Origin of the sequence: Stutzerimonas frequens (assembly GCF_024448335.1) — a bacterium.
In the GTDB taxonomy this organism is placed as follows: Bacteria; Pseudomonadota; Gammaproteobacteria; order Pseudomonadales; family Pseudomonadaceae; genus Stutzerimonas; species Stutzerimonas frequens.
On the sequence record NZ_JAMOHM010000014.1, the window covers coordinates 93,528 to 106,819 of the forward strand.

Annotated in this window: 11 protein-coding genes; 7 read left to right on the plus strand and 4 right to left on the minus strand. The window is 64.8% G+C overall.

The genetic code is table 11. The features are described from left to right. The first annotated feature begins 28 nt into the window (after positions 1-28). The 5 genes from NAO55_RS17495 (at position 29) to guaD (ending at position 7,359) form a co-directional block, all read left to right on the plus strand. Positions 29-1,003, plus strand: coding sequence for a 2-oxoglutarate and iron-dependent oxygenase domain-containing protein (locus tag NAO55_RS17495; protein ID WP_102839817.1), 975 nt, complete (start codon positions 29-31; stop codon positions 1,001-1,003). Between the two features lie 161 nt (positions 1,004-1,164). Beyond that, a complete protein-coding gene (xdhA, locus tag NAO55_RS17500; RefSeq protein ID WP_102839816.1) occupies positions 1,165-2,613 on the plus strand; it encodes a xanthine dehydrogenase small subunit in 1,449 nt (482 codons plus the stop codon). Further along, a complete protein-coding gene (gene xdhB / locus NAO55_RS17505) occupies positions 2,606-5,002 on the plus strand; it encodes a xanthine dehydrogenase molybdopterin binding subunit (RefSeq protein ID WP_102839815.1) in 2,397 nt (798 codons plus the stop codon). Before xdhA ends, xdhB begins: the two co-directional genes overlap by 8 nt. Positions 5,003-5,103: 101 nt before the next feature. Beyond that, on the plus strand, positions 5,104-5,964 hold the full coding sequence (xdhC, locus tag NAO55_RS17510; protein WP_102839814.1) for a xanthine dehydrogenase accessory protein XdhC: 861 nt from the start codon (positions 5,104-5,106) through the stop codon (positions 5,962-5,964). An 87-nt stretch (positions 5,965-6,051) separates the two neighbouring features. Beyond that, positions 6,052-7,359: a guanine deaminase gene (gene guaD, locus NAO55_RS17515; protein ID WP_102839813.1), complete on the plus strand. Its 1,308-nt coding sequence runs from the start codon at positions 6,052-6,054 to the stop codon at positions 7,357-7,359. Here the strand turns inward: guaD and NAO55_RS17520 are convergent. From NAO55_RS17520 to NAO55_RS17535, 4 genes are all read right to left on the minus strand, one after another. After that, positions 7,356-8,228, minus strand: a complete 873-nt coding sequence (locus NAO55_RS17520) for a metal ABC transporter substrate-binding protein (RefSeq protein ID WP_102839812.1) — start codon at positions 8,226-8,228, stop codon at positions 7,356-7,358. The genes guaD and NAO55_RS17520 overlap by 4 nt on opposite strands. An 11-nt stretch (positions 8,229-8,239) precedes the next feature. After that, positions 8,240-9,058 (minus strand): metal ABC transporter permease, encoded by an 819-nt coding sequence (locus NAO55_RS17525; RefSeq protein WP_166082538.1) that lies wholly within the window; start codon positions 9,056-9,058, stop codon positions 8,240-8,242. Positions 9,059-9,099: 41 nt separating this feature from the next. Further along, positions 9,100-9,774: a metal ABC transporter ATP-binding protein gene (locus NAO55_RS17530; protein ID WP_102839810.1), complete on the minus strand. Its 675-nt coding sequence runs from the start codon at positions 9,772-9,774 to the stop codon at positions 9,100-9,102. 241 nt (positions 9,775-10,015) lie between these two features. Next, a complete protein-coding gene (locus NAO55_RS17535; RefSeq protein ID WP_102839809.1) occupies positions 10,016-10,771 on the minus strand; it encodes a GntR family transcriptional regulator in 756 nt (251 codons plus the stop codon). 349 nt (positions 10,772-11,120) lie between these two features. Here NAO55_RS17535 and NAO55_RS17540 point away from each other — a divergent pair, with 349 nt between their 5' ends. Then, on the plus strand, positions 11,121-12,467 hold the full coding sequence (locus tag NAO55_RS17540; protein ID WP_102840383.1) for an NCS2 family permease: 1,347 nt from the start codon (positions 11,121-11,123) through the stop codon (positions 12,465-12,467). Positions 12,468-12,531: 64 nt separating this feature from the next. Beyond that, entirely contained in the window at positions 12,532-13,158 is a 627-nt protein-coding gene (locus NAO55_RS17545; RefSeq protein WP_102839808.1) for a LysE family translocator, read from the plus strand. Positions 13,159-13,292: the final 134 nt, after the last annotated feature.

Consider the following 13,292-nt stretch of genomic DNA (forward strand, 5'->3'; position numbering starts at 1 on the left):
ACCGGCGGCGCCGTACCCGGAGTCAGCCATGAACTCACTGCCCATCATCGATATTTCGCCGCTCTATAACGCCGACGAGGCCGGCCATCTGGCCGTCGCCGAGGCCATCGACCGCGCCTGCCGCGAGTGGGGCTTCTTCTATATCAAGGGTCATCCGATCAGCGCCGAGCGCATCGCCACCCTCACCGACCATGCCAAGCGTTTCTTTGCCCTGCCCGCCGACGAAAAGCTGAAGATCGATATCACCAAGAGCCGCCATCACCGCGGCTACGGTGCCGTCGCCACCGAGCAGCTCGACCCGAGCCAGCCGTGCGACCTCAAGGAAACCTTCGACATGGGTTTCCATATGCCTGCCGATCATCCCGAGGTACTGGCCGGCAAACCACTGCGCGGGCCCAACCGTCATCCGCTGCAGATCGAAGGCTGGACCGAGCTGATGGAAGGGCACTACCGCGACATGCAGGACCTTGCCTGCACGCTGCTGCGTGCCATCGCGCTGGCCCTTGGCATCGAGCGGGACTTCTTCGACAAGCGCTTCGTCGAGCCCATCAGCGTGTTTCGCATGATCCACTACCCGCCCCGGCAGACCGCCACCAGCGCCGATCAGCAAGGTGCCGGCGCGCACACCGATTACGGCTGCGTCACCCTGCTCTATCAGGACCAGGCCGGCGGTCTGCAGGTGCAGAACGTCAAGGGCGAGTGGATCGACGCGCCGCCCATCGAGGGCACCTACGTGGTCAACATCGGCGACATGATGGCGCGCTGGAGCAACGACCGTTACAAGTCGACGCCCCATCGCGTGATCAGCCCGCTGGGCGTGGACCGCTACTCCATGCCGTTCTTCGCCGAGCCGCATCCGGACACCGAGATCGCCTGCCTGCCCGGTTGCTACGACGAAACCACCCCGCCGAAATACCCGAGCACCACCTGCAGCCGGTACATGCTCTCGCGCTTCGCCGAGACCTACGCCTACCGACGGCAGGGCGAGGCCGAACCCGTCTGAACGGGCTTTAATTGCAGTATGAAAACATGGGCGAGCGCATCGATATGCCTCGCCCGATCTGCGCGCGCCTGCCGCATTGACTTTTGAGTCAGGAATTAGTTGACCGAAAAGTCAGATAGCGATAGTTTGCGCGTCAGAACAACAACAGCGGAGGCATCGCCTTGATCCAGTTTCTCCTCAATCGAGAACTGCGCAGCGAACGCGCGCTCGATCCCAACACCACGGTGCTGCAGTACCTGCGCGAGTATCGTGGCAAGACCGGAACCAAGGAGGGCTGCGCCTCCGGTGACTGTGGCGCCTGTACCGTGGTGGTCGGCGAACTGGTGGGCGACCGCCTGCGCTATCGCACCCTAAACTCCTGCCTGACCTTCGTCTCCGCGCTGCACGGCAAGCAGCTGATCAGCGTCGAAGACCTCAAGGACCAGGGCCGGCTGCACAGCGTCCAGCAGGCGATGGTCGACTGCCACGGCTCGCAGTGCGGCTTCTGTACCCCCGGATTCGTCATGAGCCTGTTCGCCCTGCAGAAGAACGCCGGCGCGGTCAATGAATACGATCCGCACCAGGCCCACGAAGCCCTGGCCGGCAACCTCTGCCGCTGCACCGGCTACCGGCCGATCCTCGAAGCCGCCGAACAGGCCTGCTGTGCCAAGCAGCCGGACCAGTTCGATGCCCGCGAAGCCGAGACCATCGCCCAGCTCAAGGCCATCGCCCCGCGTGAAATGGCCGAGCTCAGCGACGGCGAAAAGCGTTGCCTGTCGCCGCTGACCGTCGCCGAACTGGCCGAGTTCTACGCCGCCAATCCCGACGCACGGCTGCTTGCCGGTGGCACCGATTTGGCACTGGAGGTCACCCAGTTCCATCGCGAGCTGCCGGTGATGATCCATGTCGGTCAGATCACCGAGATGAAGCAGGTCCAGATCGCGGACCGCCATATCGAGATCGGTGCAGCCGCCCCGCTGACCGACTGTTACGCCGCGCTGGCCACCGAGTACCCGGATTTCGGCGAGCTGCTGCAGCGCTTCGCCTCGCTGCAGATCCGCAACCAGGGCACGCTCGGTGGCAACATCGGCAACGCCTCGCCGATCGGCGACTCGCCGCCGCTGCTGATCGCCCTGGGTGCCGAAGTTGTCCTGCGCAAGGGCGCCAGCAGCCGCACCCTGCCGCTCGAGGATTACTTCATCGACTACAAGGTCACCGCGCGCCAGCCTGGGGAATTCATCGAGAAGGTACGGGTGCCGCGCGCCACGCCGGATCGCCTGTTCCGCGCCTACAAGGTTTCCAAGCGCCTGGACGACGATATCTCCGCTGTCTGCGCCGCGTTCGACCTGCAGATCACCGATGGCGTGGTCGCCGATGCCCGTGTCGCCTTTGGCGGCATGGCGGCGATTCCCAAGCGCGCCGCGGCCTGCGAGGCGACCCTGAACGGCGCACCGTGGAACCAGCAAACCGTGGAAGCCGCCTGTGATGCACTGGCCGAAGACTTCACGCCGCTGACCGACTTCCGCGCCAGCCGCGAGTATCGCCTGCTGGTCGCACAGAACCTGCTGCGCAAATGCTTCCTCGAACAACAAGCACCGAAGACCGAGACGAGGGTGACCGCTTATGTCTAACCACGTAACCACCCGCACTCAGGAAGAAATCGCGGCGCTGTTCACCCAGGACCTGGTCACCGGCGTCGGTCGCAGCGTCAAGCACGACAGCGCGCCCAAGCATGTCTCGGGCGAGGCGGTGTACGTCGACGACCGGCTGGAGTTTCCCAATCAGCTGCACGTCTATGCGCGCATGAGCGAGCGCGCCCACGCCCGCATCGTCCGCATCGACACCGCGCCCTGCTACCAGATTCCGGGCGTGGCCATCGCCATCACGGCGAAGGACGTGCCGGGCCAGCTGGACATCGGTGCCGTGATGCCCGGCGACCCGCTGCTGGCCGACGGCAAGGTCGAGTTCATCGGCCAGCCGGTGATCGCCGTGGCTGCCGACAGCCTGGAAACCGCACGCCAGGCGGCCATGGCCGCGATCATCGAATACGAGGATCTGGAGCCGGTGCTCGACGTGGTCGAGGCGCTGCACAAGAAGCACTTCGTGCTCGACAGCCACACCCACAAGCGCGGCGACTCGGCCACCGCCCTGGCCAGCGCGCCGCGTCGGCTGCAGGGTTCGCTGCACATCGGCGGGCAGGAGCACTTCTACCTGGAGACACAGGTGTCCTCGGTCATGCCCACCGAAGACGGCGGCATGATCGTCTACACCTCGACGCAGAACCCCACCGAGGTGCAGAAGCTGGTGGCCGAAGTGCTCGGCGTTTCGATGAACAAGATCGTCATCGACATGCGCCGCATGGGCGGCGGCTTCGGCGGCAAGGAAACCCAGGCCGCGGGACCTGCGTGCCTGTGCGCGGTGATCGCGCACCTCACCGGTCGGCCGACCAAGATGCGCCTGCCGCGCATGGAAGACATGACCATGACCGGCAAACGCCACCCCTTCTACGTCGAGTACGACGTCGGCTTTGACGATGACGGTCTGCTGCACGGCATCGAGATCGATCTCGCCGGTAACTGCGGCTACTCGCCGGACCTTTCCGGCTCGATCGTCGATCGCGCCATGTTCCACTCCGACAACGCCTACTACCTGGGCGACGCCACCATCAATGGCCATCGCTGCAAGACCAACCTCGCCTCGAACACCGCCTACCGCGGCTTCGGCGGCCCACAGGGCATGGTCGCCATCGAAGAGATCATGGACGCGGTGGCCCGCGAGCTGGGCAAGGACCCGCTCGAGGTGCGCAAGCGCAACTACTACGGCAAGACCGAGCGCAACGTCACCCACTACTACCAGACCGTCGAGCACAACATGCTCGAGGAGATGACCGCCGAGCTGGAAGCCAGCAGCGACTATGCAAAGCGACGCGAAGATATCCGCGCGTTCAATGCCACAAGCCCGATCCTGAAGAAGGGCCTGGCGCTGACGCCGGTGAAGTTCGGCATCAGCTTCACCGCCAGCTTCCTCAACCAGGCCGGCGCGCTGGTGCACGTCTACACCGACGGCAGCATCCACCTGAACCACGGTGGCACCGAGATGGGCCAGGGCCTGAACACCAAGGTCGCCCAGGTGGTGGCCGAGGTGTTCCAGGTGGATATCGAGCGCATCCAGATCACCGCCACCAACACCGACAAGGTGCCCAACACCTCGCCGACGGCAGCCTCCAGCGGCGCCGACCTCAACGGCAAGGCGGCGCAGAACGCGGCGCAGACCATCAAGCAGCGGCTGGTGGAGTTCGCCGCACGCAAGTGGCAGATCTTCGAGGAAGACGTCGAGTTCAAGAACGGCCAGGTGCGCCTGCGCGACCACTACATCAGCTTCGAGGAGCTGATCCAGCAGGCCTATTTCGGCCAGGTCTCGCTGTCGTCCACCGGCTTCTACCGCACGCCGAAGATTTACTACGACCGCAGTCAGGCGCGCGGGCGGCCGTTCTACTACTTCGCCTATGGCGCGGCCTGCTCGGAAGTGATCGTCGATACCCTGACCGGCGAATACAAGATGCTGCGCAGCGACATCCTGCATGACGTCGGCGCCTCGCTGAACCCGGCCATCGACATCGGCCAGGTCGAGGGCGGCTTCGTCCAGGGCCTGGGCTGGCTGACCATGGAAGAGCTGGTCTGGAACGACAAGGGCAAGCTGATGACCAACGGCCCGGCCAGCTACAAGATCCCGGCGGTGGCGGACATGCCGCTGGATCTGCGGGTCAAGCTGGTGGAGAACCGCAAGAACCCCGAAGACACCGTGTTCCACTCCAAGGCCGTGGGCGAGCCGCCGTTCATGCTCGGCATTTCGGTCTGGTGCGCGATCAAGGATGCGGTGGCGAGCCTGGCCGACTACCGGGCACAGCCGCAGATCGATGCTCCGGCGACCCCCGAGCGCGTGCTCTGGGGCGTGGAACAGATGCGCAGGTCGAAGCAGGCGGCGAGCAAGTCTGCGACAACGGAGACCACCCCGGCCTGACGCAGGGTGGACAACGCTTTGCTTGTCCACCCTTAGCGCAACACGAACGTCCCGGTGGCGACGCTTTGCACGCGCCACCGGGCGATACGAAGGACAGAACCATGAGCAACACGGCCTGGATCGAAGCACTTGCCGACCTGCAGCAACAAGGCGAACCCTGCGTGCTGGTCACCATCATCGAGGAGCGCGGCTCCACGCCGCGCAATGCCGGCTCAAAGATGGTGGTCAGCCGTGAGCGCCTGTACGACACCATCGGCGGCGGCCACCTGGAGTACAAGGCCCAGCAGATCGCCCGCGAAATGCTGGAAAAGCGCAGCCGTGACACCCGCCTCGAGCGCTTCTCCCTCGGCGCCAGCCTCGGCCAGTGCTGCGGTGGCGCCACGGTGCTGCTGTTCGAGCCCATGGGCCAGCCACAGGCGCATATCGCCGTGTTCGGTGCCGGGCATGTCGGGCGCGCGCTGGTGCCGCTGCTGGCCAGCCTGCCGTGCAAGGTGCGCTGGATCGATTCGCGCGATAACGAATTTCCCGCCGATATTCCGCGCGGCGTGGAAAAGGTGGTCAACGACGATGTGGTCGAGGAAGTGGATAACATGCCCGCCGGCAGCTACTTCATCGTCATGACCCACAATCATCAGCTCGACCTGGAACTGACCGCCGCGATCCTTTCGCGCAACGATTTCACCTACTACGGGCTGATCGGCTCCAAGAGCAAACGCGCCAGGTTCGAACACCGTCTGCGGGACCGCGGCTTCCAGCCGGAGACCGTGCAGCGCATGCGCTGCCCGATGGGCATCGCCGAGGTGAAGGGCAAGCTGCCGGTGGAGATCGCCGTGTCCATCGCCGGCGAGGTGATCGCCACCTACAACGCGCATTTCGGTGAAAAGGGTGGGGAGAACGCCGAGGACGGAGAAAAGCCGGTACCGATGCTGGTCCCCGCTTCGCGCCGCGCCCATACCAACTGACCACTCGACATTGTTGCAGGCACGCCATCGGCGGCGGCCTGCCCATGTCAACGCATCACCCTCATACAACGATTTTCGAGAGTCACCATGCCAAGCACCAAAGCCTACCGTGCCGCCCTGCTCCACTGCCTCGCCGACCCGCGCGAAGGGGGCATCGAGCAATCCCATGAATACTTCGAGGACGGCCTGCTGGTCGTCGAGGACGGCAAGGTCGCGCGCATCGGCCACGCCGCCGAACTGCTGCCGACCCTGGCGGCCGGCACCGAGATTGTCGAATACCCGGACGCGCTGATCACTCCGGGTTTCGTCGACACCCATATCCACTACCCGCAGGTCGGCGTCATCGGCTCCTACGGCGCGCAACTGCTGGATTGGCTAGAAACCTACACCTTCCCCAACGAGGGCCGCTTCAGCGACATGGCCCACGCCCGCCAGCAGGCCGAGCTGTTTCTCGGCGAGCTGCTGCGCAACGGCACCACCACCGCGCTGGTGTTCGGCACGGTGCACAAGCAGTCAGTGGACGCCTTCTTCGAGGCGTGCGAGAAGCGCAATCTGCGGATGATCGCCGGCAAAGTGCTGATGGACCGCAACGCCCCGGAGTTCCTCACCGACACCGCCGAGTCCGGCTACGCCGACAGCCGCGAGCTGATCGAGCGCTGGCACGGCAAGGGCCGTCTGCATTACGCCGTCACCCCGCGTTTCGCCCCGACCAGCACGCCGGAGCAGCTCACCCTGGCCGGCAAGCTGTTCGCCGAATTCCCCGACCTGTACATGCACACCCACATCTCCGAGAACAAGCAGGAGGTCGAGTGGGTCAAGGAGCTGTTCCCCGAGCGCAAGGGCTACCTGGACGTCTATGACCACCACGGCCTGATCGGCCCGCGCTCGGTGTTCGCCCACGGCATCCACCTGTGCGACGACGAGTGCAAACGCCTCGGTGAGACCGGCTCGGCCGTTGCCTTCTGCCCCACCTCCAACCTGTTCCTCGGCAGCGGCCTGTTCGACCTGGCCAAGGTGGAAGGCTTCGGTGTGCGCGTCGGCCTGGGCACCGACGTCGGCGGCGGCACCAGCTTCTCGCAGCTCGCCAGCCTCAACGAGGCGTACAAGGTGTTGCAGCTGCAGGGCCAGAAGCTCGACGCGTTCAAGGCACTCTATCTCGCCACCCTCGGCGGCGCGCGGGCGCTCTATCTGGACGACCGGATCGGCAACCTGCAGCCGGGCAAGGAGGCCGACTTCGTGGTGCTCGACTACAAGGCGACGCCGCTGATCGACTATCGCCTGAGCCAGGCGACGACCCTGCAGGAAAAGCTTTTCGCCCTGATGATCCTCGGCGACGACCGCGCGGTAAAGGAAACCTTCGCCGCCGGCGTCTCGGTGCATCGCAAGGCTGGCTAGGGCTGCAACACCTGCATCAGCGTATCGAGGTTGTGCTCGAACATGCCCAGGTAGGTGCTGGCCGGCCCTGCGCTGGCCAGCGCATCGGAGTACAGGGTGCCGCCGACCGTGGCGCCCGCCTCTTCGGCGATCTGCTCGATGAGCCGCGGATCACGAATGTTCTCCACGAACACGGCCCTCACCCCTTCCTCGCGGAGCTGGCGGATCAACGCGGCCACGTCGGCGGCCGAGGGTTCGTCATGGGTCGACAGCCCCTGCGGCGCGATGAACTGGAGCTGCCAGGCCTGCCCCAGATAGCCGAAGGCGTCATGGCTGGTCACCACCTTGCGCTGGCTGGCCGGCAGGCTGCCGATACGGGTATCGGCCTTCTTCAGCAGCGCGTGTAGCCGGCTCAGGTAGGCGTCACGGCGCTGCTCATAGTCGTTGCGATGCGCCGGATCGAGCGCCACGAGCGCCTTGGCGATATTGCGCACATAGATTTCGGCATTGGTCAGGCTCTGCCACGCATGAGGGTCAGGCACCGCCTCGCCCTCCTCTTCCAGCATCAGCGGCACCACACCCGCGCTGGCATCGATCCGCTTGCCCTTGGGCTCGCTGCTGGCCAGCAGGCGCTCCAGCCAGGGTTCGAAGCCCAGCCCGTTGGCGATGATCAGGTCGGCGCGGAGCAAGGCCTGGGCATCATCCGGGCTGGGTTCATAAAGGTGCGCGTCGGCGTCGGGACCGACCAGATTGGCCAGTTCGATATGCTCGCCACCGACCTCCCGCGTCATGTCTGCAAGAATGCTGAAGCTGGTCACGACGCGGATCTTTTCGGCCGCCTGCAGGGAAAGGGGCAGCCAGAGGGCCAACAACAGAAACAGGTAACGCATGGGTTGATACCTCAGACGGTCTGGATTGAAGCGGGCGAACGCAGCAGGCCATATACCGGCCCCGCAACGACTGAAATCAGGTAGAACGCCCCCGCCAGCAGGACGATGCACGGCCCGCTGGGCAGGCTGGCGTAGAACGACAGCAGCAGCCCCAGCCATACACACAGGGCGCCCAGCAGCGCAGCCAGCGGCAACAGTACGGGCAGGCGTCGGCTCCAGAAGCGCGCGGCCGCAGCCGGCAGCATCATCAGCCCCACCACCATCAGCGCACCGATGGCCTGGAAGCCGATCACCAGGTTGAGCACCACCAGTGTCAGAAAGCCCGCATGGGCGAGTGGCCCGATTCGGCTGACGCTGCGCAGGAACAACGGGTCCAGGCTGTCCAGCGCCAGGGCGCGGTAGATCAGTGCCAGCACCAGCAAGCTGAACGCCGCCGTGGCGAGCATGCCGCTGAGGGTGTCGGCGTCCACGGCCAGCGCGGAGCCAAACAGCAGGTGCAGGAGGTCGAGCTTGCGTCCCGCCAGGCCGAGCAGCAGCACGCCGCTGGCCAGCGAAATGGGATAAAGCGCGGCGAGGCTGGCATCTTCGCGCAAGCCGGTACGGCGGCTGACCCAGGCCGCTGCGCCGGCCATGCCGAGCCCGGCGGTCAGCCCACCGAGCGTCAGGGCCGGCAGGCTGAGACCGAACAGCCAGAATGCCAGCGCCGCACCCGGCAGGATGCCGTGGGCGATGGCATCGCCGATCAGACTCATCCGCCGCAGGATCAGGAAGACACCCAGCGGCGCCGCGCTGCAGGCCAGCGCCACGCCGCCGAGCAGCGCGCGGCGCATGAAGGCGAACTCGGCAAAGGGGCTCCAGAGCAGATCGACCGTCACGCCACTCGTCCGAGCGGATCATGATCGAGTAGCTGATCGATCGGCGCTGCGACGCAGCCGTTGCGCGCGATACGCAGTGCGTTGCAGCGCTTCTCCCGAAGGCGGTCGAGGTTGTGGCTGACCAGCACCAGCGTTCTGCCTTGCTGCTGCCAGCGTCGGAGGTGCTGCCAGAGCAGATCGACACCGGTCTCGTCGAGTGCCGCCTCGGGTTCGTCGAGCAGCAGTACCTGCGCATCGGTCAGGCTCATCCGGGCCAGCAGCGCCCGCTGCAGTTCCCCACCAGACAGCGCGTGCAGGCCCTGGGTCTGCAGATCGAGCAAGCCCCAATCGGCCAGTACCTGACGTAGCCGAGCCTGGCGTTCGCCACGGCCGAGCCGACTGCCCCAGAAACCGCCCCTGACCAGCTCCAGCAGACGTATCGGAAACTGCCGGTCGATCTGTTGCTGCTGCGGCAGATAGGCCACACCGCCCCGACGCGCCACGCTCATTCGAATGTGACCGGCCAGGGGGCGATCCAACCCGGCCAATACCCTGAGCAGGCTGCTCTTGCCCGAACCATTGCTGCCGATCACCGCGGTCAGGCTGCCGGCCGGCAGCTTCAGGTTCAACGGTGGCGTGAGGGCCCGCCCGCCGGCGCCCCACTGCAACTCACGACATTCGATCACGATCAAGAAATTCCATCTCCGCACCGCCCGAAAAGCGGTATCAGCAGCCAAAACTGTAAAAGTTATAACATAACGTTTATCAACAGGCACAGCGCGGTGACAGAGCGCTTCAATAGGCGTGAAGAGAGAGATTCAGCTGGCGGCTGGAGACTGACGCTGCCGCCTGCGATGCCGCACCGACTCAGGAAAGATGGCGAGGCCAACTGGGAAGGCGCGCTGCCGCCTGCAACGGCAGCGCGAGGTGAGGTCAGCGGGGCGTACGCGCCTTTTTCTTCATCAAGGTCAGATGCGAGAACACCGCGTGCAGGTCGTTCGAGGCGCTTTCTTCCTCGAGATTGAGCTTGCTGTCGATGTGGTCCATGTGATGCATCATCAGATGCACGGCCTTGTCGGCGTCGCGCGCGGCGATGGCATCGATCAGCTCGTTGTGCTCGTCGTACGAGCAATGCGAGCGACTGGCCCCTTCGTACTGCGCGATGATCAGCGAAGTCTGCGACACCAGGCTGCGCTGGAAGCTCACCAGTGGCGCGTTCTTCGCCGCCTCCGCCAGCTTGAGGTGGAACTCGCCTGACAGACGGATGCCAGCGCCGCGATCGCCGCGCGCGAAGCAGTCGCGCTCGTCGATGACCATCTGCCGCAGCTCGGCCAGTTGCGCGTCACTGGCGTGCTGCACGGCCAGTTCGGTAATGGCCTTTTCCACCAACCGACGGGCGAAGAAGATCTGCCGTGCCTCCTCGACGCTCGGGCTCGCCACCACCGCGCCGCGATTGGGGCGCAGCAACACCACGCCCTCATGGGCCAGCCGCGACAGTGCGCGGCGGATGATGGTGCGGCTGACACCGAAGATCTCGCCCAGAGCTTCCTCACTGAGCTTGGTGCCAGGTGCCAGGCGCTGTTCGAGGATGGCATCGAAGATGTGTGCATAAACGATATCGTCCTGCGTCCCGGTGCGAGTCTTGCCGGTCTTGGTCGGCTTCTTCAGGGGCTGCAACTGTTCGTTCATCGATGGCTCGCAAGTGAAGTGTCGTCAAGGCCGAACTTTACTGCGTTAGCTGCTCCACTGGCAGTCGTCGAGCAAATAAAACGGGCAAAATCATCGCTCCGCTTGTGCACAATCAATTCCACGCCATCTTTTCACCAAAGGCAGCTCAATTCGCCGCCCTCAGCTCACATGCCAGCCGACGCTGAAGCGATGGCGAATTATTGTTTGCATTTCTTGTATACAAAAGCATAATCCGGACAGCCCTTCCTGACCTTTCGGTCAACTAACAGAACGAAGGGCACACCATCACCCGCCCCTCGGGAGTGTCGTGCTCCGGGTGATCGACAACAAGAACGATGAGGAAAGCCCAGTGGAAAGCATCAAGCGCAAGCCCCAGGCAGCACCCTTGCAACGCACCGCACCCGGCTGGCTGGACCGCCTGTTCAAGCTCAGCGAACACCGCACCAGTATCCGCACCGAACTGCTCGCCGGCCTGACGACCTTCGTCACCATGGCCTACATCATCTTCGTCAACCCGAACATCATGGCCGACGCCGGCATCGACCACGGCGCCGCCTTCGTCGCGACCTGCATCGGTGCGGCGCTCGGCTGCCTGTTGATGGGCCTGTACGCGAACTGGCCGGTGGGCCTGGCACCAGGCATGGGCCTGAACGCCTTCTTCACCTACACGGTCGTCGGCGAGATGGGCTACAGCTGGCAGATCGCCCTGGGTGCGGTGTTCATCTCCGGCGTGCTGTTCATGATCATGAGCCTGTCGCGCATCCGCGAATGGCTGCTCAACAGCATCCCCATGAGCCTGCGCTTCGCCATGGGCGCCGGGGTCGGCCTGTTTCTCGGTCTGATTGGCCTGAAGACCGCCGGCATCGTCGTCGACAGTCCGGCCACCCTGCTCACCATGGGTTCGTTCGGCGAACCCACCGCCCTGCTCGCCGCGGTGTGCTTTCTGATGATCGCGGTGCTCAGCCACCGCAACGTCTTCGGCGCGATCCTGCTGAGCATGCTGGCGGTCACCGGTATCGGCTGGGCGATGGGACTGGTCGAATACAACGGCCTGGTATCGATGCCGCCGAGCCTGGCGCCGACCTGGCTGGCGATGGACATTGCCGGCGCATTCAACGTGGCGATGGTCAGCGTGATCCTGGCGTTTCTCTTCGTGAACATGTTCGACACCGCCGGCACCCTTATGGGCGTCGCCCATCGCGCCAACCTGGTGAACGAGGACGGCAAGATCGAGAACCTCTCCCGTGCGCTGAAGGCCGACAGCAGCTCCAGCGTGGTCGGCGCCTTCGTCGGCTGCCCGCCGGTGACCAGCTACGTGGAAAGCGCCTCGGGCGTCGCCGCCGGCGGCCGCACCGGGCTGACCGCCGTGACCGTCGGCGTGCTGTTCCTGATCGCCATGTTCTTCGCCCCGCTGGCCGGCATGATTCCGGCATACGCCACCGCCGGCGCGCTGATCTACGTGGCGATGCTGATGATGAGCGGGCTGGCCAACATCGATTGGAAGGACCACACCGACACCATCCCGGCGATCGTCACCGTGGTGATGATGCCGCTGACCTTTTCCATCGCCAACGGCATCGCCCTCGGCTTTCTCACCTATGCCACGCTCAAGCTGCTGACCGGCCAGCGCGATAAGGTGTCCCTGAGCCTGTACGTGCTGTGTGTGGTATTCATCGCCAAATTCGCGTTCCTCTAAACGAGGCGCGCATCGCCGCCCCGTCGCTTCGCGGCGGGGCTTTTTCATTTGTCTGGAGGGTGTGATGAGTCTGGAAATCTGGTTGTTGTATGCGAGTGCGGCGCTGGTGGTGATCCTGATCCCCGGCCCGCTGTCGCTGTTGATGATCAGCAACAGCCTGAACCATGGGGTGCGCCGCTCGTGGCCGGCGTTCCTCGGCGGGGTGACCGCCTCGATCCTTCTGCTCAGCGCCTCGGCGCTGGGCCTTGGCGCCATCCTGATGGCCTCGGAAAGGCTGTTCAGCACACTCAAGCTGATCGGTGCGCTGTATCTGTTCTATCTGGCCTGGCAGAGCTGGCAGGAAGCCCGTCAGGCGCCGGCAGCACGCGAGATCGCAACCCCGGCCCTCGCTCCGCGTTTCAGTCGGCTGTTCGGCCGGGCGTTCATCCTGGGTGGCAGCAACCCCAAGGACATCCTCTTTTTCGCCGCTTTCCTGCCGCAGTTCCTCAACGCGGAGCAGCCGTTGCTAACGCAGTTGCTGGTGATGATCCTGACCTGGTCGGCGCTCGACCTCTGCTGCAAGCTCGCCTATGGCCTGGGGGCGCAAAGCGCGGCGCGCTATCTGCGCACCGGTAGAGGGCATGTGTGGTTCAACCGGACCAGTGCGGCACTGTTTGGAGGCGCGGGGGCGGCGTCCTTGCTAAGCCGGTGACTTGGCTGCGCTGGTAGCACCGACTCACAGCTTAATGCGGGGCGATACACCTTCCTCGGCGCAACCTGTGGCCCCGCGCACAACAATGCACGCCGACCAGACTCAACCCATAAAAAACCCGCCATTACGGCGGG